Here is a 22,059-nt window from a genome sequence, read left to right on the forward strand (position 1 = left end):
CTCGCTATTCGTTGATGCTCACGGCTTTAGTGCGCCCTGCACGCTGGTGTAGACGGCATAAAGCGATGTCGAGCCACAGATATACAGCCTGTTTCTCTGCTGACCGCCGAAGCTCAGATTCGCCACTGTTTCCGGAATATGAATCTTGCCGAGCAGATTGCCCGATGGCGTATAACAGCGCACGCCGTCTTCGTTGGGATCGCCCCAGCCCACCGAACACCAGACTCGTCCTTCGGTGTCACAGCGGACGCCGTCGGTGATGCTTGGCTTTGGCATCTCGGCGAAGACCTTGCTGTTCGACACCTTCCCCGCAGCCACGTCGAGGTCGAACACGCGGATATGCGATGGATTGTCCGGTCCGTCCGTGAATCCGGTCTCGCAGATGTAGAGCTTCTTCTCGTCGGGCGAGATGGTGATCCCGTTGGGCTCCACGAAATCGTCGATGACGACCTTGACGTCTCCGGACTTCGGATCGACCCGGTAGACGTTCTTCTTCTCCTGCTCGGGCTCGGCCTTGATCCCTTCATAGAAGCCGCCGATGCCGTAGGCGGGGTCGGTGAACCAGATCGCGCCATCGGCGGTAACGACCGCATCGTTCGGCGAGTTCAGTCGCTTGCCATTGAATTTGTCGGCAATGATGGTGATCGAGCCGTCGAGTTCGGTTCGCGTCACGCGCCGGCCGCTATGCTCGCATGTGATCAGGCGTCCTTCGCGATCGATGGTGTTGCCGTTCGAGTTCATCGAGGGCTGACGGTAGACGCTGACGTGACCGTCATCCTCCGAGAAACGCATGATGCGGTTGTTGGGAATGTCGCTGAACAACAGGTATCGCCCGGCTGCGAAATACACGGGACCCTCGGCCCATCTGAAGCCGGTTGCAACCCGCTCGACCGCCATGGTGCCGGCGAAGGCCGGGAAGTCCGCAGGCCCGAACGTTGGTGGCCCCTTCTTGGCGGATTCCAGACGGGAGTCCGGATAGCGGCTGCCGGGGAGAGGTCCCAAGGGCAATGGCGCCGTCGACCTCGTCGGAGTGGCGGTCTGGCCGAACGGCGTGACGGAAGCCGCCATGGCTGCGTTCATGGTGACGCCCGTCGCGGCTACTGCAGCCGCCGCGCCTTTCAGGAGAGCGCGGCGCCCGAGGCAATGGTCATTGGTACCGACAGAAATGGTCAGTGGTTTTGTCATAGTCGCCTCCCATTTTTTGTTGGAAGGAAACCATTCGCCCGCAATCGGGCGTAATGCGGGCGATCTCCGGCCGGACAACCGGAGATCGCAGCGCAACAATAGCTGGGAAAGCGCTAGACGGGATCCCAGGGGAAGATGTCGGCGGAACGGTCGAGCTTGTAGAACGAGCCCTTCAGCGCCGGCATGCCATGTTCCGCGATCGATTGCGGCGTCCAGCCTTCGCTCCGGTGCACCGAGCGCAGCGGACGGTTCTGGCTGAACAGGAACAACTCGTTCATGCGCGCGCCAAAGATCTGCCCGGAGACCTCCTTGGCGGCATCGGAGAGCAAATAGGCGCAGATCGGCGCGATCTTCTCCGGGCCCATCTGCTTGATCTTCTCGACGCGCGCCTTTTCGGCCTCGGTCTCGGTCGGGATGGTGCCGATCATGCGGGTCCAGGCGAACGGCGAGACGCAGTTCGAGCGGACGTTGAACCGGCCCATGTCGAGCGCAATGGACTTGGATAGCCCGATGATGCCGAGCTTGGCCGCGGCGTAGTTGGCCTGGCCGAAATTGCCGATCAGGCCCGAGGTCGAGGTGAAGTGCACGAAGGAGCCGCTCTCCTGCTCGCGGAAGATCCGCGCGGCGGCGTGCGAGACGTAGAACGAGCCCATCAGATGCACCTTGATGACGGCCTCGAACGCTTCCACGCTCATCTTGTGGAAGATCATGTCGCGCAAGATGCCGGCATTGTTGACGACGCCGTCGAGCCGGCCGAAATGATCGGTCGCGGTCTTCACGATCTTGCTGGCGGGGATTGCTTCCGCGACGCTTTCGAAATTGGCAACGGCGGTGCCGCCGCGCTTCTTGATTTCCTCGACCACTTCTTCCGCAGGCGTGGCGCTCGTGCCGGCGCCGTCGGAGGCGCCACCGGGATCGTTGACCACGACCTTGGCGCCTTCGGCCGCGCAGAGCAGCGCGATTTCGCGCCCGATGCCGCGGCCCGCGCCGGTGACGATGATGACCTTGTCTTGCAGTGATTTGCTCATGTGGATTACCTTTCGTTCGTAAACACGATCGTGCCTGATGCCGCGAACATGCCGCCGACGCCGTGGCACACCGAAATCTTCGCGCCCGCGACCTGCGCCGGTGCGATGCCGCGCATCTGGCGTACGCTCTCCTGGAGCGCGTACATGCCGTACATGCCCGAATGCATGTAGCTCAATCCGCCGCCATTGGTGTTGAGCGGAAGTTTGCCGCCCGGCCTCGTGTTGCCGTCGGCGATGAATTTGCCGGTCTCTTCGTGCGGCATGAAGCCGAGGTCGCCGAGGCCGAACAGCGGCAGATGCGCAAAGGCGTCGTAAATCATGAGATGATCGACGTCCTTGTGTGCGATGCCGGCTTCCTTGAAGGCGAGGGGGCCCGCGGTCTTGAACGCGCGCGAGGAATTAAAGGTCTCCATCTGGCTGACCATCGGCGTTTCCACGCTCTCGCCGGTGCCCATGATGTAGACGGGCTTGCGCGGAAAATCCCTGGCGCGGTCGGCCGAGGTCAGGATCAGCGCGCCGCCGCCGTCGGTGACGAGGCAGCACTGCAGCAGACGGAACGGATAAGCGATCATGCGCGAGTTGAGGACGTCGGCAACCGTGATCGGGTCCTTCATCATCGCCCGCGGATTCTTCGCCGCCCATTCCCGCTGCACGACCGCCACCGCGGCGAGTTGCTCATGGGTGATGCCATAGGTCTTCATGAAGCGCAGCACGGGGATCGGGAACATGCTGGGCGGACCGTACACGCCGTAGGGCGCCTCGAACTGGCCGTTGAGGCTGTCGGCCGGCGTCGAGCGCGGCAGCTTGCCGATCATCGACTTGCCGCTCTCGGCATGGGTGATCAGCACCGTCTTGCACAGGCCGGCCTCGATCGCCGCCGCCGCATGGCGGACGTGCAGCATGAAGGAGCAGCCGCCGACCGAGGTGCCGTCCACCCAGGTCGGCTTGATGCCGAGATAGTGGCAGACCTGCTGCGGCGTCTCGACCGCGGTGGCAAACCCGTCGATGTCGGACAGCTTCAGCCCGGCATCCGCGATGGCATTGAGTGCCGCATCCGCGTGGAGCTGGAGCTGCGACATGGTGGGGACGACGCCGAGCTCGGTGGTCTCGGCCGCGCCGACGACGGCAACCTGGTTCCTGCGCATCGTCTACCCCTTCGCCGGACGGAAGACGGGAAGGGTGATCTTGTCGTCGAGCTCCTGGAAGGCGACCTCGAGCTTCATGTCGAGCTCCAGCGCTTCCGGCGTCTGCGGACAGTCGATGATGTTGCTCATCATCCGCGGCCCTTCGGCCAGCTCGACCACGGCGATGGCGTAAGGCGGGGTAAAGCCTGGCGCGGCGGGGCGGTGGTTGATCACGTAGCTGTAGAGGAAACCCTTGCCGCTCGCCTTGAAGATGCTGACCTTGCGCGAGGCGCAGGACGGGCAGAACGGGCGTGGTGGGAAATAGACATGCGCGCAGGCGTCGCAGCGCTGCAGGCGCAGTTCGCCCGCTTTCGTGCCGTCCCAGAAATGCTGGGTTTCCGGCGTCGGTTTCGGTCGCGCGCGCTGCGGTTCGGCCATTCAGATGGTCCTCCCAAGGCACAGGCTTCACGCCCGCCTGTTTCGATCTTGATGCGACAATCGACCATGGCGCGTCAACGGTCCAGCAATGCGCATGCATGCCATCATGCGCACAATGCTTGTGTCGAGCTGAGCCGGCGCTATAGATTGCGCGCGCAATATTCCGTGAGACAGACATGCCCGATTTTCCGACTCTGGCGAAGCTCGCCGAAGACCTCGAAAGCGGCCGCACGACCTCCCGCAAGCTGGTCGAGGCGTGCATCGCCAGGATCGCCGACCCGGCTGGCGAGGGCCAGCGCACCTTCATCCACGTCGACAAGGACGCCGCGCTCGCAACGGCTGACGCGATGGATACCCTGCGCAAGGTCGAGGCTGCGCCGTCGCGCTATGCCGGTATCCCGATCTCGATCAAGGATCTCTTCGATATCAAGGGACAGACGACGCGCGCCGGCTCCCGTGCGCTCGACGATTCCGATCCGGCGGAGCACGATGCGGCAACGGTGGCGCGCCTGCGCAAGGCCGGCTTCGTGCTGATCGGCCGCACCAACATGACCGAGTTCGCCTATTCCGGCATCGGCATCAATCCGCATTACGGCACGCCGAAGGGGGCTGGAACCGGGCCGTGGGCCATGTGCCCGGCGGCTCGTCCTCGGGCGCCGCGGTCTCCGTGCTCGACGGCATGGCGCATGGCGCGCTCGGCACCGACACCGGCGGCTCCTGCCGGATTCCGGCGGCCTTCAACGGCATCGTCGGCTACAAGCCGACGCAGCGGCGCGTGCCGCTCGACGGCGCAGTGCCGCTGTCGTTCTCGCTCGACAGCATCGGGCCGTTGGCGCGATCGGTCAGCTGCTGTGCCATTCTCGATGCCGTGCTGGCGAACGAGCCGGTCGTCCCGCTGAAGCCGCGCCCCGTGAAGGGCATGCGGCTCGCCGTGCCGACCACCGTCGCGCTGGACGACCTCGATGCTGAGGTCTCCGAGACCTTCGAGCGGACGCTGAAGACCCTTGCCGATCACGGTGCGATCATCGAACGCATCGAGATGGCGGAATTCCACGACATCGGCCCGATGAACGCCAAGGGCGGCTTTGCCGCGGCCGAGAGCTTCGCCTGGCACCGCTATCTCATCACCGCCAAGGGCGACGTCTACGACCCCAGGGTCTTCGTGCGCATCATGCGCGGCGAGGCGCAGAGCGCGGCCGATTACATCGATCTCCTCAACGAGCGCCGCTCGCTGATCGCCCGCGTCAATGCGCGCCTCGCGCCCTATGACGCGCTGGTGCTGCCCACCACCGCCAACACGCCGCCGAAGATTTCCGATCTCGCCGACGACAAGGCGTTCACCAGGGAAAACCTGCGGGCGCTGCGCAATTGCACCCTCATCAACATGATCGACGGCTGCGCCATCTCGCTGCCCGCACATCGCGAGGGCGACGTTCCCGTCGGCCTGATGCTGGCGGGCGCGGGCGGATCGGACCGCCGTATTTTCGAGCTTGCTGCCGGCATGGAGGCCGTAATTCGTGTTTGACCTGACTTTCACCGTCGACGCCCAGGACACCACAACGCCGCTGACGCTAGCGATCGACCAGATGGTCATCGCCGGCTGGACCGGCCGCGACCCGGTCGCACGCGACAAGCATATCGCCGAGCTGCAAGAGATGGGCATCGCCCCGCCGGCCTCGACGCCGATCTACTATCGCGGCGCGGCACGGCGGCTGACCCAGGAAGACAGCATCGAATGCACCGGCGGCGATTCCTCGGGCGAGGTCGAGTTCGTGCTGATCGGCTGGCAAGGCCGCATCTTCGTCGGCTGTGGCTCCGACCACACCGACCGCAAGGTCGAGGCCTACAACGTCACGGTGTCGAAGCAGATGTGCGACAAGCCGATCGCGTCCACGCTGTGGGAGCTGGAGGATGTCATCGGTCATTGGGACAAGATGATCCTGCGCTCCTGGGCCACGATCAAGGGCGAGCGCGTGCTCTACCAGGAGGGCACGCTGGACGCGATGCTGCCGGTCGCCGATCTCATCGCGCGGGGTTTTCCGGGCGGGAAGCTGCCCGACAGCTGTGCCATGTTCGGCGGCACTTTTGCGGCCAAGGGTGGCATCCGGCCGGCGGATCGCTTCGAGTTCGAGCTCGAGGATCCCGTGCTGAAGCGGACGATCAAGCACGGCTACGACGTGGTGACGCTGCCGGTGCTGGGCTAGCTCCACAAGCAACAGTCCTGTAGGGTGGGCAAAGCGAAGCGTGCCCACCATTTCGTGATGGTGGGCACGTCGCTTCGCGCCTTTGCCCACCCTACGAGATCTCTCCTCTGTCATTGCGAGGAGCGCTTGCGACGAAGCAATCCAGGCTGGTTCCGCGGAGGGATTCTGGATTGCTTCGCTTCGCTCGCAATGACGGGGAAGTCGTCGGAAATCGGGTGGCGCCAGAGGGGGGCGCATTGCGAAAGTCATGGCCATGACAGCAACAGCACGCAAATCCCCGCCTTCGTCCGCCGACCTCACCACCCACGTCGATGCCCTCGATTGGCCGCAAATCACCGCCGAGCTCGACACCCAGGGCTGCGCCGTCCTGAAGGGCCTGCTGACGCCGGACCAGTGTCGCACCGTCGCTGCGCTCTATCCCCATGACACTAACTTCCGCAGCCGCATCGTCATGGGCCGCCACGGTTTTGGCCGCGGCGAGTACAAATATTTCTCCTATCCGCTGCCGGACCTCATCGCGCAGCTGCGCCCGGCGCTCTATGCGCATCTGCAAGGCGTCGCCAATCGCTGGAACGAGGCGATGGGAATCGACATCCGCTATCCGGCTGCACATCCGGCGTTCCTCAAGCGCTGCCACGAAGCCGGCCAGAGCCGTCCGACGCCGCTGTTGCTGCAATACGAGGCCGGCGACTACAATTGCCTGCACCAGGACCTCTATGGCGAGCACGTGTTCCCGCTCCAGGTCGCGATCCTCTTGTCCGAGCCGGGCCGCGACTTTACCGGCGGCGAGTTCGTGCTGACCGAGCAGCGCCCGCGCATGCAGTCGCGCGCCGAGGTCGTGCCGCTGGCGCAGGGCGACGCCGTCGCCTTTGCCGTGCATCATCGCCCGGTGCAGGGGACACGCGGCACCTACCGCGTTAATCTGCGCCACGGCGTCAGCCGGCTTCGCACCGGCCAGCGCCACACGGTGGGTGTGATCTTCCACGATGCCAAATGAGCGCTGCGATTGACGGGTGACCTGTTCGATACTGTCGCTGAAGCGCAGCCATCGCGCGAAGACATCGCCGATGGCGCCGTGCTGTTGCGCGGCTTCGTCAGGCCGATCGAGAGCGAGCTGATCGATGCCGCGCGCGCCATCGTGGAGCAGTCGCCGTTCCGCCGCATGACCACGCCCGGCGGCCACCTGATGTCGGTGGCGATGACCAATTGCGGCGAGCGCGGCTGGATCACCGATCACACCGGTTATCGCTATGATCCCATTGATCCGCGAACCGGCGCGCCCTGGCCCGCCATGCCGCCCGTGCTCCGCGACCTCGCCCGCCGCGCGGCAGAGCAGGGAGGTTTCACCGGCTTTGCGCCCGATGCCTGCCTCGTTAATCGCTATGAGCCCGGCACGCGGCTCTCGCTGCACCAGGACAAGGACGAGCTGGACTATTCGGCGCCGATCGTCTCGGTCTCGCTCGGGCTGCCCGCGACCTTCCTGTTCGGCGGCCTGGCGCGCAGCGACAAGCCACGCCGCTTCCGGCTCGTCCATGGCGACGTGGTCGTCTGGGGCGGACCGTCACGGCTCGCCTATCACGGCGTCGCGCCGCTCGCCGATGGCGAGCATGCGCTGCTCGGCCGGAAGCGGATCAATCTGACGTTTCGACGGACGCGGTGATCTATCCCCTCATCCTGAGGAGCGCGCCACTCGGCGCGCGTCTCGAAGGATGAAGGCCGAGATGTCGCAGCCGGGCCTCGATGGTTCGAGACGGCGCTTCGCGCCTCCTCACCATGAGGATCACTACGGCTTCGGCGGGTGAATGAACGCCCAGGGGCTGACTTCCGAGTCCCGCGTCACCTCGACCGAAATCAGATACGGCCCGCCATGCGCGAGCGCCTTCTCCATCGCCGCCTTGAACTGATCCGGCGCCGTCACGCGCGCGGCGGCCACACCAAAGGACTCCGCGAGCTTGACGAAATCCGGATTGACGAGATCCGACGCCACCACGCGGCCGTCGAAGCGTTCGCGCTGGTCGCGGCGGACATTGCCATAGGCGTTGTTGTTGAACACCAGCGTCACCACGCCGATGTTGAACTGCACGGCAGTGGCAAGCTCCTGCACGCCGAACATGAAACCGCCGTCGCCGGTGATCGCCACCACCGGCTTGTCGGGATTGGCGACCTTGGCCCCGAGCGCGGTCGGAAAGCCCGAGCCGAGCGTGCCCTGATAGCCCGAGGTGATGAAGGTGCGCGGCTCGTAGACCGGAAAGCCGTACCAGGAAGCGAAGCCGAACTGCGACAACTCATCTGTGACGATCGCGTTCGCCGGCAGCACCTCGCGCAGGATGTTGAGGTACGCCATCTGGGGCTGGATGCGCTGGATCTCGGCTTGGGCTGATGCGGTGGCCTCGCGGATTTCACCGCGCCGGCCGCTCGTCCTCGCATAGCCGGCCTTCTTCACGGCCGCGACGAGATCGGCCGTCCCGGCCTTCGCGTCGGCGACAATAGCGGTATCGGAGGCGAGGCGGCGCATTTCGGCCGGATCGATGTCGATCCGAATGGACTTCAGTCCCTTCGGCTGAAACGGCCAGCGGAAGCCCGACGCGGGCAGTTCCGCGCGGGTGCCGATCGCGATCATCAGATCGGTCGTCGGCCAAAGCTTGTAAGCAGCGGCCATGGTGAGCCCGAGCTCGTGCGCGTTGGAGACGATGCCGCGGCCGCTGCGAAACGCGACGACGGGGGCATCGATCATCTCGGCGAGCTCGAGGATTTCCTCGCTGGCCTCGATCGCGCCACTGCCGACGAAGATCATCGGCGCCTTGCTGTTCCTGATCAGCGCGGCGGCCTGCTTGATCATATCGGGGTCAGGCAGCGGTGCGGGCAGCGGCTCCAGCACCTGTGCTGCCGCCGTGCCGGCGCGCTGGGTGAAAATATCCCAGGGCATTTCGACCGAGGCAGGGCCACGGCGCCCGGACGTCATCTCCTGGAAGGCACGCGCGACGACCGTCGGCGCGTTGCCGGGATATTCGATGCGGTCGGCCCACTTCACATAGGTCCGCAGGGTCGCCAGCTGGTCCGGCATTTCGTGCAGATGGCCGCGGCCCTTGCCCAGAAACTGTGTCGGTACCTGGCCTGTCACGCACAGCACCGGCTCGTTGCAGCCGAAGGCGGTCAGCAGTGCCGCGCTGGCGTTGAGCACGCCGGGGCCGGGCACCACGCTGAACACGCCGGGCCTGCCGCTGGAGCGCGCATAGCCGAACGCCATGTAGCCGCAGGCCTGCTCGTGCCGCGCCCCGATCACCTTGAGCTGGGCCTGGTGGAAGGCATCGAACAGGCCGTAGACCTGCGCGCCGGGCAGGCCGAACACAGTGTCGACGCCGTGGGCAACAAGGCCGCTTACGATCGCTTCGCCGCCAGTGAGGGTCGTCATTGCACTATTCCACTTCGATTGTTGTTCAGGCTTCGTCGACGACACCGTTGCGCAATTGGCCGATGCCTTCCGCCTCGACCTCGATGACATCGCCCGGCTTCAGGTAACGCGGCGATCGAACCGCGCACCGGCGCCGGTCGGCGTGCCCGTGACGATGATGTCGCCGGGGACCAGCGTTGCGAAGGTCGAGATATAGCTGATGAGATAGCGGAACGGGAACATCAGCCGGCTGGTGCGATCGTCCTGCCGCAGCTCGCCGTTGACATGCGTGGTGAGCCTGATGTCCGCGATCTGGGATTCCTTCGTGTAGGGCACGAGCCACGGGCCGAAGCTACCGCTGGAATCGAAATTCTTGCCCTGCGTGACGTTGAACTTGGCGTGGCGCAGCCAGTCGCGCACCGAGCCTTCGTTGCACAGCGTGAGCGCGGCGATGTGATCGAGCGCGGCACTTTCGGCAATGTGCCGGCCTTGCTTGCCGATCACCAGCACGATCTCGCCCTCGTAATCGAGCTGCGCTGACGCGCGCGGGCGCACCAGCGGCGTGTCGTGACCGACGAAGGAGCGGGGTGAGCGCATGAACATGCTCGGATATTTCGGCGCGTCCTGGCCGTCCTTGTACTCGGCGTTGCGGTCGGGATAGTTGACGCCGATGCAGATGATCTTTTCCGGTGCGGGCACCGGCGGCAGCCAGGTGATGTCGGCGAGCGCGTGATCCGGCGTGCGGCCGGCGGCTTCTTCGGCGAAGCTCACGAGCTTTCCGGCCGCGATCACCTCGCGCAGCGTCGGATAGTCCTTTGCGTGGCGCGAAGAGAGATCGACGATGCCGCCCTCCAGGACGGCGCCGTAGCTGATATCACCCTTGACGGAATAGGTGGCGAGGCGAGGGAGCTTCATAGGTAATCAATCTCTCTTGTCGTCCCTGCGAAAGCAGGGACCCATGCCGCGTGATCTATCGATGGAGTGCGACGACAATCCCGAACGACCAACCTTCGCCAAACTCCTCCCTGTGGTTATGGGTCCCTGCTTTCGCAGGGACGACGGGAAGAGTTGTTTTGCTTGTCACCGGCATCAATCCGCCACCAGCACGTCGGCCACGAACTTCGGCTCGCGCACGGCTTGCCCTGAGAAAGGCGAGCCCTGCTCGAACCAGGAGCGTGGCGCCGGCGCGCCCCACAGCGTCTGGCGGCGCGGATCGCGCAGCGACCAGCGCAGCGGCTCGTGGTCGTGATCGCCGGTAAAGTAATCGCTGGTGTAGAGCTCGAGGCGGTGTCCATCGGGGTCGCGCACATAGAGGAAGAACGCATTCGAGATGCCGTGGCGTCCCGGACCGCGCTCGATGTTCTTCACAAAGCCTTGCGAGGCCATGACGTCGCAGAGATGGATGATGTTCATCGCCGTCGGCGTCCAGTACGCGAAATGGTGCAGGCGAGGGCCCTTGCCATTGGTGATGGCGAAGTCATGGACATTGCCCTTGCGATGCATCCAGGCCGCGGCGATGCGGCCGTTCGGTCCGTCCTCCTCGGCGTATTCGGTGAGACGGAAGCCGAGCCGTGCGTAGAACTCGACGGTGTCCTGCACCTCGGCGGCGAACACGTTGAAATGGTCGAGCCGCTGCGGGTGGCATCCCCTGTAGAGATCGTAGCGGCGAAGCAGGTGCGGCCGGCGGTCCATCGATGCGTAGAGTTCGATCTGGAAGCCGAAGGGATCGGTGAATTGCAGCGTGCGGCCTTGGAACGGCTGGTCGACGAAGGCGTAAGAAAGGCCGTTCTCGGAGAGAAAGGCGGCAGCCTTGTCGAGATCCCCGTCGTTGCCGACCTTGAAGCCCAATCGATTGCAGGCAGGCACCGCCGCCTTGCGCAGCACCAGCGAATGATGCTGATGCTCCTCGGCGGCGCGCAGGTAAACGAATTTGTCGTCGGCATCCTCGACATGCATGCCGACGGTGGTCTCGTAGAATTCGCGGCTCAGCTTCAGGTCGGTCACGTCGAGCACGACGTGGCTGGAGCGGATGATGTTGAACGGCGGCTCGAAGATATGTTGCGGTACGGGCATTGGCGTTTCCCCTCGGAACGACGAGCGTCAGAGTCCCAATTTCTGAATCTTGTGCGTGCCCCGCGCCAGCGAGACGTGCTTGGTTTCCATGTAGAAGTCGAACGAGTAATCGCCGCCGTCGCGGCCGATGCCGCTCGCCTTCATGCCGCCGAACGGCGTCGGCAGATGGCGGACGTTCTCCGAGTTCAGCCAGATCATGCCGGCCTCCAGCGCGTCGGCGACACGCAGCGCGCGGCCGACGTCGTTGGTCCAGACATAGCCGGTTAAGCCATAGCGGATGTCGTTGGCGATTTCGATCGCGTCCGCCTCGTCCCTGAACGGCAGCACGGTGAGGAACGGGCCGAACACCTCTTCCTGCGCCACGCGCATCTTGCCGTGTGCGCCGGTCACCAGCGTCGGCTCGACGTAATGTCCGCCGCCGGGGCCGTCATAGGCCTTGCCGCCGACCGCGATGGTCGCGCCGTCCTGGCGCGCGACGTCGAAATAGGAGCAGACTTTCGCAAGGTGCCGTTCATGGATCAGCGGCCCGATCTCGGTGGCGGGATCGAGGGGATGGCCGACCTTCAGCGCCTTCACGCGCGCGGTCAGCTTCTCCACGAATTTCTCCGCGATGCTTTGCTGGATCAGCAGCCGGCTCGACGACGTGCAGCGCTCGCCGTTGAGCGAGTAGATCATGAACACGACGGCATCGAGGGCGCGGTCGAGATCGGCATCGTCGAACACGATGACCGGGTTCTTGCCGCCGAGCTCGAAATGCACGCGCTTCAGGGTCGGGGCGCCCTGAACCATGATCGCCGAGCCCGTCGCGCTCTCGCCGACGAAGCCGATCGCCTTGATCGCGGGATGCTCGGTCAGGGCCTTGCCGGCTTCCTCACCAAAACCGTGGACGGTGTTGAGCACGCCGTCGGGTACGCCGGCTTCCTTGACCAGCCTTGCCAGAATGCTCGCCGTCACCGGCGACCACTCGGCCGGCTTGTGCACGACGGTGCAGCCGGCGGCCAGCGCAGGGGCAATCTTCCAGGTCGAGAGCATGAACGGCGTATTCCACGGCGTGATCACGCCGACGGGGCCGATCGGCACGCGGGTCGAGACGTTCCAGTGCTCGTCGCTCGGCGTGTTCTGGCCATCGCGCGCCTCGGCGCATTTGTCGGCGAAGAAGCGGAAATTCTCGGCGGCGCGGATCGCGGCCTTGGCCATGAAGCGATAGGCCTGCCCGGTGTCGATGCATTCGAGCACCGCGATGTCGTCGGCATTGTCCTCGATCGCATCGGCGACGCGATGCAGCAGCTTGCGCCGCATCGCAGGCCCCATGTCGCGCCAGGACTTGAAGGCGAGGGCGGCGGCAGTGGCCGCGGCGTCGATGTCCTCGGCGTTGCCGCGCGCAACGCTCGCGAGCGTTGCGCCATCGATCGGCGATTTCGTCTCAAAGGTTTCGCCGGAGATCGCGGGCACGATCTTGCCGTCGATCATGTGGCCGACGCCGTCGGCGCGCAGCGTTTTCAGCAGCGGCGCGGCGCGGTCGCGATTGGCCTGGAACACATCGGCTTTCGGCGTGGACTTATCCATGGGCAGCCTCCACTTTCAGGGCGTCGTGGATGTTGTTGCGCTTCCAGCTCGTGTCCTTGTCGTTGATCTGCATGTCGAACGACAGAGCGAACTTGCTGGCGGCGAAGACGGGATCGAGATGTTTCGAGAGCGCCTGGAAGACATGCTCGCCGGCCTTCTGGCGCGTGGGGAGATCGCGGCCCTCGCCGATACGCAGCACCATGTCGAGAAAGCCGTAGTCGTTCCGCGCATCGGCGATCGCATAATGCTCGCACCTGATGGCGCGGACGCGGATGCCGCCGAGCGGGAAGATGCCGGTCTCGACCGCCGCCTTGCGCACGACCTCGCACACCTGCGCCATGTCGAGGCGGCTGTCGAGATTGGCAGAATATTCGATCGTGAAATGCGGCATCGCGGTTTCACTCCCTGGTGTCGTCTTGTTGCTTTACGCGAAGTAGCAGCTCACCGAGCCGTAGGTGCCATAATCGGCCTGAATTGTGTCGCCCTTGCGGGTCTCGATCGGACGGATGAAGGAGCCCGCGAGCACGACCTGACCGGGCTCCAGCGCAAGGCCGAGCGGCGCGATCTTGTTGGCGAGCCAGGCCACCGCGGTGGCGGGATGATTGAGCACACCGGCGGCGAGACCCGTTTCCTCGAGCTGTCCGTTCTTGAAGCACAGCGCGCCGATCCAGCGCAGATCGGCGTCCAACGGACGGATCGGGCGACCGCCGAGCACGATGCCGGCATTCGCCGCATTGTCGGCGATGGTATCAAAGATCTTGCGCGTCGCTTTCGTCTTGGGATCGACGCGCTCGATGCGGGTGTCCAGAATTTCCAGCGCCGGCACGACGAAATCGGTGGCGTTGAGCACGTCGAACAGCGTGCAGTCGGGGCCTGCGAGCCGCTTGCTCATGACGAAGGCGAGTTCGGCCTCGACGCGGGTGGCGATGAAGCGCTCGGTCGGGACAAGGCCGCCATCGGCGAAGAACATGTCGTCGAGCAGCACGCCGGAATCCGGCTCGTCGATGTTGAGCGAACTCTGCATCGCCTTCGAGGTCAGGCCGATTTTGTGGCCTTTGACGATGCGCCCCTCGGCAATCTTGACGTCGACCCAGGCCTTCTGAATCGCGTAGGCATCAGCGATGCTGATGCCGGGGAAATCCTGTGAAAGCTGCCGGATCTGCGTGCGGGTCTTCTCCGCCTGGTGCAGACGCCTCGCGCAAGCTTGGATATCGTCGTTGGAAAGCGCCATCTGTGATCTTCGAAATCCTGGTGCCCGGAGATACTTAACATGTTAAGTGAATGCGTCAAACACAATTCGGGCTTGCTGCACTGCAAACATTTTGCGGCTTGAAAGGGCATCATGGCGAAAAGACCGGCTGATCCCGCGAACGGAAGTGAGCCTGCCGCACGGCAGGTGCCGATGCGCGACTTCTCGCGCTCGCTTCCGATGTCGCTGCTCAGGGCGCGCGAGGCCGTGATGCGGCAATTTCGCCCCAAGCTGCGCGAGCACGGCTTGACTGAGCAGCAATGGCGCATCCTCCGCGCACTCGCGGCGATCGAGGCCGCGGAGGTCACGGAACTCGCGCGCACCGCGTTTCTCCTCGGTCCGAGCCTGTCGCGCATCCTGCGCGATCTCGAGGCGCGCAATCTGATCGAGCGCAAGACGGCGAAGACCGACCAGCGCCGCAGCATGGTCTCGATCTCGAAAGAGGGCGTGAAGCTGATGGCCTCCGTCGCGCCGTCCTCGGAAGCGATCTATGCGGAGATCACCCAGCGCTTCGGCGCGCGCAAGCTCGCCGAGTTGCAGGAGATGCTCGGCGAGCTCGAACAGAGTCTTGCAGGGCTCGGCACCGGCGAGGAGGCAAGTGCCGAGGAGTGAAAGCAGATATGCGCGAGCGTGCGGCAACGGCCATGGACATGGCGGCATTTTTTCGCTCAAAATGCTTCTCAAGCCGATCGCTTCAAAATCGGCGCGGGGTAGAGGCAAGCAGGCCGTCATGGTCACCATACAGGTCCAGAGGCTGATCGACTTCGTCACTGAAGTCTTTGCGCACGCGCAATCGTCCCCCGAAGAAGCCAGGCGCATCGCCACCTACCTGACCACGGCGAACCTGACCGGCCACGACAGCCACGGCGTGATCCGCGTGCCGGTCTATATCCGCTGGCAGAAGACCGGCTTCGTCGTCCCGAACCAGAACGCCGAGATCGTGCTCGATACGCCGTCGCTCGCGGTGGTCGACGGCAAGTTCGGCTATGGCCAGACCGTGACGCCGCAGGCGGTCCGGATCGGTATCGAGAAATGCAGGAAGGCGGGGCTCGCCGCCATCGCATTGCGCAACGCCGGCCATATCGGCCGGGTCGGCGACTGGGCCGAGATGGCCGCCGCCGAAGGGCTGGTCTCGGTGCATTTCGTCAATGCCGCGGGCTCGCTGCTGGTGGCGCCGTTCGGCGGCGTCGAGAAGCGGCTCTCCACTGCGCCTTATTGCGTCGGTATCCCGCGCGAGGGCCAGGATCCGATCGTGCTGGATTTTGCAACCTCGGTCGTGGCCGAGGGCAAGGTGCTGGTCGCAAGCCGCGGCGGCAAGAAGCTGCCGAAGGGCGCGCTGGTCGATGCCGACGGCACCTTGAGCGAAGATCCGGTTGTCCTTTACGGGCCCTTCACGCCGGACGGGCCGCGCGATCACACCAAGGGCACCGGCGCCATCCGCGCCTTCGGCGAGCACAAGGGATCGGGCCTCGCCTTCATGTGCGAGCTGCTCGGCGGCGCGCTGACCGGAACCGGGGCCACCTCGGGCGGACGGCGCTTTGCCAACGGCATGCTGGCGTTCTATATCGATCCGAAGGTGGTCGATACCTCCCATGTGTTCGACGCAGAGGTGTCGCGCTATGCGGACTTCATCCGTGCCACCAAGCCGGTGGCGGGGGTCGATCAGGTGCTGATTCCCGGCGATCCCGAGCGGAAAACGAGGGCTGAGCGCAACCAAAACGGCATCCCCTTGCCGGATGACACCTGGGCGGCAATAGTGAACACCGCCCGCGAGGTCGGCGTCAGCGAAGTCAGCATCCAGAGCGCGACCGCATAGGTCTTGCGTCATTGCGAGCGTAGCGCGGCGCCCCGGTTCGCGGTAACAGCGGGGTCGTGCGGTCGCGGCGCTCGGCGTGGTGACGATGGTCCAGACAACACGGTCCAAACAACAAAGAAGGAAGGCAACGTGGCGAACAAGGTCAAGGAAATCTGGAAGTCGGGCAAGGCCGTGGTCAACGCGTGGCTCGCGATCCCCTCAGGCTTCTCGGCCGAGATGATCGCGCAATGCGGCTTCGACAGCGTCACCGTCGACATGCAGCATGGCGTGCAGGACTATCTGTCGATGGTGCAGTGCTTCCAGGCCATGGACAAGCATCCGGTGACCCCGATGGTTCGCGTGCCCTGGAACGAGCCCGGCATCATCGGCAAGGTGCTCGACGGCGGCGCCTATGGCGTGATCTGCCCGATGGTCAACACGGCGCAGGAAGCCAAAAACCTCGTCTCCTATTCCAAATATCCGCCGCAGGGCGTCCGCTCCAACGGCCCGATCCGCGCCGGCATGTACGGCACCGCGGGCTCCTACCAGAAGACCGCGAACGCCGACACCATCCTCCTGCCGATGATGGAGACCAAGACCGCGGTCGAGAACATGGAAGCGATCCTCGACGTCGAGGGCATCGACGGCGTCTATATCGGCCCGTCCGATCTCGGCTTCTCCTACGGCCTCGAGCCGAAGCTCGACCGCAGCGAGCCCGAGATCCTCGCGATCTACGAGAAGATCATCAAGGAATGCGGCAAGCGCGGCCTCAACCCGGGCATCCATTGCAGCGGCGCCGAAGGCGCGGCGCGCGCGATCAACATGGGCTTCAAGCTGGTGACGCTCTCGAACGAGGTCGGCCTGATGACGACCTACGCCAAGATGCAGGTCAACGCGACCCGCAAGGATTCGGCCGGCAAGGCCTGAGAAACTCGGGAATGGCGAATGGGGGGTGGCGAATAGTGCTGCTCCCCTTTTTCCATTCGCTACTTACTACCCGCTATTCGCGTCCGAAGGAGATTCGCCATGACCATCAGCCCCGTCATCCGCCTGCATCCCGCTGACGGCGTGCTGATCGCGCGCGCGAGCCTGCCGCCGGGGACGGTGGTCGCCGACGGCGTGACCACGGTCGAGCGCATTCCCTCCGGCCACAAGGTCGCGATCAAGCCGATCGCCGTGGGCGAGCCTGTGATCCGCTACGGCCAGATCATCGGCTTTGCGACCATTCCGATCGCGCCGGGCCAGCACGTGCACGTGCAGAACTGCGGCATGGGCGATTTCTCCAAGGACTATGCCTACTGCGCCGACGTCAAGCCGACGCCGAACTTCGACCTGCCGGCGACCTTCGAGGGCATCCGCCGTCCGGACGGCCGCGTCGCCACGCGCAACTATATCGGCATCCTCACCTCGGTGAATTGCAGCGCGCATGTCGCGAGCCTCGTCGCCGACGTCTTCAAGAAGAATCCGTTCACCGGCGACAATCCGCTCGCCGACTTTCCGAATGTCGACGGCGTGGTCGCGCTGACCCACAAGACCGGCTGCGGCATGACGCAGAACGAGCCGCTGGCGCTGCTCCGCCGCACGCTCGGCGGCTATGCGCGGCACGTCAATTTCTCCCACGTCATCGTGCTCGGCCTCGGCTGCGAGGTGAACCAGATCGGCGGCCTCATGGAAGAGCAGAAGCTCGCCGGCCGCCTGCGCGCGATGGACATCCAGGAGGTCGGCGGCACCCGCAAGACGGTGGAGGCGGGCATTGCCTTCGTGCGCGAGGCGCTCGCTGACTCCAACAAGGTCACGCGTGAGTCCGTACCGGTGAGCGAACTCACCGTGGCCCTGCAATGCGGCGGCTCGGACGGCTATTCCGGCGTATCCGCCAATCCGGCGCTGGGCGCTGCCAGCGATCTCATCGTCCGTCACGGCGGCACCGTGATCCTGTCGGAGACGCCGGAGACCTACGGCGCCGAGCATCTCTTGACGCGCCGTGCGGTCAGCCGCGAGGTCGGCGAGAAGCTCGTCGATCTGATGCGCTGGTGGGACGAATACACCGAGCGCGAAGGCGCCGAGATGAACGCCAATCCGAGCCCCGGCAACAAGGCCGGCGGCCTCACCACCATCCTGGAAAAATCGCTCGGCGCGATGGCCAAGGCCGGCACTACCAATCTCGTCGACGTGCTGCGCTACGCCGAGCCGGTGACCAAGCGCGGCTTCGTGTTCATGGACACGCCCGGCTACGATCCGGTCGCGGCCACCGGCCAGGTCGCCGGCGGTGCCAATCTGGTCTGCTTCACCACCGGCCGTGGCAGCGTGTTCGGCTGCAAGCCCGCGCCCTCGATCAAGCTCGCCACCAACACGCCCATGTACAAGCGCATGGAAGAGGACATGGACGTCAATTGCGGCACCATCCTGGAAGGCGAGGAGAGCGTCCAGGAGTGCGGCCAGCGCATCTTCGAGCTCATCCTGAAGACTGCCTCGGGCCAGCCGACCAAGAGCGAGAGCTTCGATTTCGGCGGCGCCGAGTTCGCGCCCTGGGTGCTCGGCGCGACGATGTGAGAGGGGGTGAATGGTGAATAGGGAGCGGCGAATTGCCTGCTCGAACACCCATTCGCCATTCGCCACTCACTATTCGCCCGTGCCGTAGGCACGGATTGCCCGTTGTTAGTGCTTGATCGAGGTCACCGGCGGTGTTCTGCTCAAAAATGCTGCTGGAGCACCGCACCCCGTGTCGATCTACGTCGCATTACACCACGTCACGCACTACAAATACGACCGTCCGATCGATCTCGGCCCGCAGACCATCCGGCTGCGGCCGGCGCCGCATACGCGCACGCCGATCCTGAGCTATTCGCTCAAGGTCACGCCATCAAATCATTTCGTGAACTGGCAGCAGGATCCGCAGGGCAACTGGCTCGCGCGCTACGTCTTTCCTGAAAAGACGACCGAGCTGAAATTCGAGGTCGATTTCACGGCGCAGATGACCGTGGTCAACCCGTTCGATTTCTTCGTCGAGCCTTATGCCGACAGCTTCCCGTTCGACTATCCGAAGGACCTGAAGACGGAGCTCGCGCCTTATCTCGAGACCATCAAGCCCGATCGGCTGTTCGCGAAATATCTCGACACGATCCCGCACGAGGCCCCGAACACCGTCAACTTCCTGGTCGATCTCAACAGGGAGCTCCAGAAGAAGATCCGCTACATCATCCGGATGAAGCCGGGCGTGCAGACGCCGGAGGAGACGCTGTCGTCCTGCGCCGGATCATGCCGCGACTCCGCCTGGCTTCTGATCCAGACCTTCCGCCATCTCGGTCTCGCCGCCCGCTTCGTCTCCGGCTATCTCGTCCAGATCCGTCCCGACATCGATCCGATCGAGGGCCCGCCGGAAGTCGAGAACGATTTTACGGACCTGCACGCCTGGGCCGAGGTCTATCTGCCGGGCGCGGGCTGGATCGGGTTCGATGCGACCTCCGGCATGCTCGCGGGCGAGGGGCACATCCCGGTTGCCGCCACGCCGCACTATCGCTCCGCTGCGCCGATCTCCGGCGGTGCCGGCTTCGCCGAGGTCGAATTCGAATTCGACATGAGCGTGAAGCGCATCCGCGAGGCGCCGCGCATCACAAAACCGTTCTCCGACGAATCCTGGGCGCGGCTCAACGATCTCGGCGAGCAGGTCGATGGCGATCTCGCCGCACAGGACGTGCGCCTCACCATGGGCGGCGAGCCGACTTTCGTCTCGGTCGACGATCTCGAGGCGGCGGAATGGAACACCGAGGCCGTGGGCCCGACCAAGCGCGCACTCGCCGACGATCTGATCCGCCGCCTGCGCACGCGCTTCGGGGCGGGCGGGCTGCTGCATTACGGCCAGGGCAAATGGTATCCCGGCGAGAGCCTGCCGCGCTGGGCCTTCGGCCTGTACTGGCGCAAGGACGGCGTGCCGATCTGGAAGAACGCCGACCTCATCGCCAGCATCGAAAATCCGCGGCCGGCGCAGGTGAAGGACGCCGAGACCTTCATGGAAGGCACGGCGGCGCGGCTCGGGCTCGACCCCGGTTACATCATGCCGGCCTATGAGGACACGGCCTATTGGCTCCAGAAGGAAGCCGAGCTTCCCGTCAACGTCGATCCCTCCGATGCCAAATTGTCCGATCCGGAAGCCCGCGCGCGCATGGCGCGCGTCTTCGAGCATGGCCTCAACACGCCGCGCGGTTTCGTGCTGCCGGTGCAGCGCTGGAACGCGCCGCCGCGCTGGCGCAGCGAGCGCTGGCAACTCCGGCGCAATCATCTGTTCCTGACACCGGGCGATTCACCTCTCGGCTTGCGCTTGCCGATCGGCTCGCTCGGCTACGTCCCGCCCAACCAATATCCCTACATCGTCGAGCAGGATCCGTTGGACCCACGGGACAAGCTGCCGGTGTTCACGCTCGCCGCGCGTCCGGAAGCGCCGCCGCGGGGCGCGCCCGAGCAGCTCAACACGTCGGTCCCGGTCCGCACCGCGATGTCGGTCGAAGTCCGCGACGGCGTGCTCTGCGCCTTCATGCCGCCGGTCGAGCGTATCGAGGATTATCTCGAACTGGTCGCGGCCCTCGAAGCCACTGCCGAGGAGATGCAGCTCCAGGTCCATGTCGAGGGCTATCCGCCGCCGTTCGATCCGCGCGTCGAGGTGATCAAGGTGACGCCCGATCCCGGTGTGATCGAGATCAACATCCAGCCGGCGAAGAGCTGGCGCGACGCGGTCGACATCACCTCCGGCCTCTATGAGGATGCGGGCAAGGTGCGCCTCGGCGCCAACCGCTTTCTGGTCGACGGCCGCCACACCGGCACCGGCGGCGGCAATCACGTCGTGGTCGGCGGCTCCTCTCCGCAGGACTCGCCGTTCCTGCGCCGGCCCGATCTGCTCAAGAGCCTGGTGCTGCACTGGCAGCGGCATCCCTCGCTGTCCTATTTCTTCTCAGGGCTCTTCATCGGCCCGACCAGCCAGGCGCCGCGCATCGACGAAGCGCGCCACGACAGCATCTACGAACTCGAGATCGCGCTCTCGCACGTGCCGCCGCCGGGCTACCAGACCCCGCTATGGCTGGTCGATCGCCTGTTCCGGCATCTGCTCGTCGACATCACCGGCAACACCCACCGCGCCGAGATCTGCATCGACAAGCTCTATTCGCCTGACGGCCCCACGGGGCGGCTCGGCCTCGTCGAATTCCGCGCGCTCGAAATGCCGCCCGATCCGCGCATGTCGCTGGCACAGCAGCTCCTGATCCGCGCGCTGATCGCAAAGTTCTGGCGCGAGCCACAACAAGGCAAGTTCGTGCGCTGGGGCACGTCGCTGCATGATCGCTTCATGCTGCCTCACTTCATCTGGCAGGATTTTCTTGAAGTGCTTTCTGAGTTGAAGCAGTCCGGCTATCCCTTTGAGCCGGAATGGTATCTGGCCCAGCTCGAATTCCGCTTCCCCGCCTTTGGCCGCGTCCATCATGGCGGCGTGACGCTGGAATTGCGGCAGGCGCTGGAGCCCTGGCATGTGCTGGGCGAGGAGGGCTCGGCTGGCGGCACGGTGCGCTATGTCGACAGTTCGGTCGAACGACTTCAAGTAAAAGCCGAGGGTTTTGTCGAAGGCCGTCACATCGTGACCTGCAACGGCCGCCGCCTGCCGATGACCTCGACCGGCCGTTCGGGGGAAGCCGTGGCCGGCGTCCGCTTCAAGGCCTGGCAGCCGGCCTCCGGCCTGCACCCGACCATCCCCGTCCACGCGCCCCTGACCTTCGACCTGATCGACAGCTGGAACGGCCGCTCGCTCGGCGGCTGTGTCTACCACGTCGCCCATCCCGGGGGGCGCAGCTACGACACCAAGCCGGTCAACACCTACGAGGCCGAGGCGCGGCGGCTGGCGCGCTTCCAGGACCACGGCCACACGCCGGGTCCGATGCAGCCGCCGCCCGAGGAACGCACAAATGAGTTTCCCCTGACCCTCGACTTGCGGACCCCGCTCCTGCAATGAGTATGATGGTGGGGCAG

Annotated in this window: 17 protein-coding genes and 2 pseudogenes; 9 read left to right on the forward strand and 10 right to left on the reverse strand. The window is 65.0% G+C overall.

The window, feature by feature from the left end; all coding sequences use genetic code 11:
* Window positions 1-18: 18 nt before the first annotated feature.
* The 4 genes from NLM25_RS14415 to NLM25_RS14430 form a co-directional block, all read right to left on the reverse strand.
* Window positions 19-1,185 carry an SMP-30/gluconolactonase/LRE family protein gene (locus NLM25_RS14415; RefSeq protein WP_254124231.1) on the reverse strand — a complete coding sequence of 389 codons (1,167 nt, stop codon included), beginning with the start codon at window positions 1,183-1,185 and terminating at the stop codon, window positions 19-21.
* A 113-nt stretch (window positions 1,186-1,298) separates the two neighbouring features.
* Window positions 1,299-2,213, reverse strand: coding sequence for an SDR family oxidoreductase (locus NLM25_RS14420; RefSeq protein ID WP_254117521.1), 915 nt, complete (start codon window positions 2,211-2,213; stop codon window positions 1,299-1,301).
* Between the two features lie 5 nt (window positions 2,214-2,218).
* Window positions 2,219-3,358, reverse strand: a complete 1,140-nt coding sequence (locus NLM25_RS14425; RefSeq protein ID WP_254137370.1) for a thiolase — start codon at window positions 3,356-3,358, stop codon at window positions 2,219-2,221.
* A 3-nt stretch (window positions 3,359-3,361) separates the two neighbouring features.
* On the reverse strand, window positions 3,362-3,775 hold the full coding sequence (locus NLM25_RS14430) for a Zn-ribbon domain-containing OB-fold protein (protein ID WP_028172362.1): 414 nt from the start codon (window positions 3,773-3,775) through the stop codon (window positions 3,362-3,364).
* Window positions 3,776-3,951: 176 nt separating this feature from the next.
* Between NLM25_RS14430 and NLM25_RS14435 the strand changes: the two are divergent.
* The 4 genes and pseudogenes from NLM25_RS14435 (at window position 3,952) to alkB (ending at window position 7,639) form a co-directional block, all read left to right on the forward strand.
* Window positions 3,952-5,300 (forward strand): annotated as a pseudogene (locus tag NLM25_RS14435) (amidase).
* Window positions 5,293-5,979 (forward strand): DUF2848 domain-containing protein, encoded by a 687-nt coding sequence (locus NLM25_RS14440; RefSeq protein ID WP_254117524.1) that lies wholly within the window; start codon window positions 5,293-5,295, stop codon window positions 5,977-5,979. Before NLM25_RS14435 ends, NLM25_RS14440 begins: the two are co-directional and overlap by 8 nt.
* Before the next feature lie 253 nt (window positions 5,980-6,232).
* A complete protein-coding gene (locus tag NLM25_RS14445; protein ID WP_254137371.1) occupies window positions 6,233-6,976 on the forward strand; it encodes a 2OG-Fe(II) oxygenase in 744 nt (247 codons plus the stop codon).
* Window positions 6,977-6,985: 9 nt separating this feature from the next.
* On the forward strand, window positions 6,986-7,639 hold the full coding sequence (gene alkB / locus NLM25_RS14450) for a DNA oxidative demethylase AlkB (RefSeq protein ID WP_254137372.1): 654 nt from the start codon (window positions 6,986-6,988) through the stop codon (window positions 7,637-7,639).
* Window positions 7,640-7,762: 123 nt separating this feature from the next.
* Here the strand turns inward: alkB and NLM25_RS14455 are convergent, their stop codons facing one another.
* The 6 genes and pseudogenes from NLM25_RS14455 to hpaH form a co-directional block, all read right to left on the reverse strand.
* Window positions 7,763-9,391: a thiamine pyrophosphate-dependent enzyme gene (locus NLM25_RS14455; protein WP_254137373.1), complete on the reverse strand. Its 1,629-nt coding sequence runs from the start codon at window positions 9,389-9,391 to the stop codon at window positions 7,763-7,765.
* Between the two features lie 25 nt (window positions 9,392-9,416).
* Window positions 9,417-10,285: pseudogene (locus NLM25_RS14460) on the reverse strand (fumarylacetoacetate hydrolase family protein).
* Window positions 10,286-10,459: 174 nt separating this feature from the next.
* A complete protein-coding gene (hpaD, locus tag NLM25_RS14465; RefSeq protein ID WP_254117534.1) occupies window positions 10,460-11,443 on the reverse strand; it encodes a 3,4-dihydroxyphenylacetate 2,3-dioxygenase in 984 nt (327 codons plus the stop codon).
* Between the two features lie 27 nt (window positions 11,444-11,470).
* Window positions 11,471-13,009, reverse strand: a complete 1,539-nt coding sequence (hpaE, locus tag NLM25_RS14470; RefSeq protein ID WP_254137374.1) for a 5-carboxymethyl-2-hydroxymuconate semialdehyde dehydrogenase — start codon at window positions 13,007-13,009, stop codon at window positions 11,471-11,473.
* Window positions 13,002-13,400: a 5-carboxymethyl-2-hydroxymuconate Delta-isomerase gene (locus tag NLM25_RS14475; RefSeq protein WP_254137375.1), complete on the reverse strand. Its 399-nt coding sequence runs from the start codon at window positions 13,398-13,400 to the stop codon at window positions 13,002-13,004. Before NLM25_RS14475 ends, hpaE begins: the two co-directional genes overlap by 8 nt.
* A 33-nt stretch (window positions 13,401-13,433) precedes the next feature.
* A complete protein-coding gene (gene hpaH, locus NLM25_RS14480) occupies window positions 13,434-14,240 on the reverse strand; it encodes a 2-oxo-hept-4-ene-1,7-dioate hydratase (protein ID WP_254137376.1) in 807 nt (268 codons plus the stop codon).
* A 111-nt stretch (window positions 14,241-14,351) separates the two neighbouring features.
* Between hpaH and hpaR the strand changes: the two genes are divergently transcribed.
* The 5 genes from hpaR to NLM25_RS14505 all read left to right on the forward strand — a co-directional run bounded on the left by hpaR (window position 14,352) and on the right by NLM25_RS14505 (window position 22,042).
* Window positions 14,352-14,870, forward strand: coding sequence for a homoprotocatechuate degradation operon regulator HpaR (hpaR, locus tag NLM25_RS14485; protein ID WP_254137377.1), 519 nt, complete (start codon window positions 14,352-14,354; stop codon window positions 14,868-14,870).
* Between the two features lie 118 nt (window positions 14,871-14,988).
* Entirely contained in the window at window positions 14,989-16,074 is a 1,086-nt protein-coding gene (locus NLM25_RS14490; RefSeq protein ID WP_254137378.1) for a malate/lactate/ureidoglycolate dehydrogenase, read from the forward strand.
* Window positions 16,075-16,203: 129 nt separating this feature from the next.
* Complete coding sequence (locus NLM25_RS14495; protein ID WP_063691099.1) at window positions 16,204-16,980, forward strand: HpcH/HpaI aldolase/citrate lyase family protein; 777 nt, start codon at window positions 16,204-16,206, stop codon at window positions 16,978-16,980.
* Between the two features lie 99 nt (window positions 16,981-17,079).
* On the forward strand, window positions 17,080-18,603 hold the full coding sequence (locus tag NLM25_RS14500; RefSeq protein WP_254137379.1) for a UxaA family hydrolase: 1,524 nt from the start codon (window positions 17,080-17,082) through the stop codon (window positions 18,601-18,603).
* Between the two features lie 169 nt (window positions 18,604-18,772).
* The gene (locus NLM25_RS14505; protein ID WP_254137380.1) at window positions 18,773-22,042 is read left to right on the forward strand and encodes a DUF2126 domain-containing protein; all 3,270 of its coding nucleotides are present in this window, start codon (window positions 18,773-18,775) and stop codon (window positions 22,040-22,042) included.
* Window positions 22,043-22,059: the final 17 nt, after the last annotated feature.

The sequence above is a fragment of the Bradyrhizobium sp. CCGB01 genome, assembly GCF_024199795.1.
GTDB lineage: Bacteria > Pseudomonadota > Alphaproteobacteria > Rhizobiales > Xanthobacteraceae > Bradyrhizobium.

Coding starts and splice junctions, on each gene's coding strand:
- NLM25_RS14415 (WP_254124231.1), bottom strand. CDS start 1,185: ATGACAAAACCACTGACCATTTCTGTCGGTACCAATGACCATTGCCTC.
- NLM25_RS14420 (WP_254117521.1), bottom strand. CDS start 2,213: ATGAGCAAATCACTGCAAGACAAGGTCATCATCGTCACCGGCGCGGGC.
- NLM25_RS14425 (WP_254137370.1), bottom strand. CDS start 3,358: ATGCGCAGGAACCAGGTTGCCGTCGTCGGCGCGGCCGAGACCACCGAG.
- NLM25_RS14430 (WP_028172362.1), bottom strand. CDS start 3,775: ATGGCCGAACCGCAGCGCGCGCGACCGAAACCGACGCCGGAAACCCAG.
- NLM25_RS14445 (WP_254137371.1), top strand. CDS start 6,233: ATGACAGCAACAGCACGCAAATCCCCGCCTTCGTCCGCCGACCTCACC.
- NLM25_RS14455 (WP_254137373.1), bottom strand. CDS start 9,391: ATGACGACCCTCACTGGCGGCGAAGCGATCGTAAGCGGCCTTGTTGCC.
- hpaD (WP_254117534.1), bottom strand. CDS start 11,443: ATGCCCGTACCGCAACATATCTTCGAGCCGCCGTTCAACATCATCCGC.
- hpaE (WP_254137374.1), bottom strand. CDS start 13,009: ATGGATAAGTCCACGCCGAAAGCCGATGTGTTCCAGGCCAATCGCGAC.
- NLM25_RS14475 (WP_254137375.1), bottom strand. CDS start 13,400: ATGCCGCATTTCACGATCGAATATTCTGCCAATCTCGACAGCCGCCTC.
- hpaH (WP_254137376.1), bottom strand. CDS start 14,240: ATGGCGCTTTCCAACGACGATATCCAAGCTTGCGCGAGGCGTCTGCAC.
- hpaR (WP_254137377.1), top strand. CDS start 14,352: ATGGCGAAAAGACCGGCTGATCCCGCGAACGGAAGTGAGCCTGCCGCA.
- NLM25_RS14490 (WP_254137378.1), top strand. CDS start 14,989: ATGGTCACCATACAGGTCCAGAGGCTGATCGACTTCGTCACTGAAGTC.
- NLM25_RS14500 (WP_254137379.1), top strand. CDS start 17,080: ATGACCATCAGCCCCGTCATCCGCCTGCATCCCGCTGACGGCGTGCTG.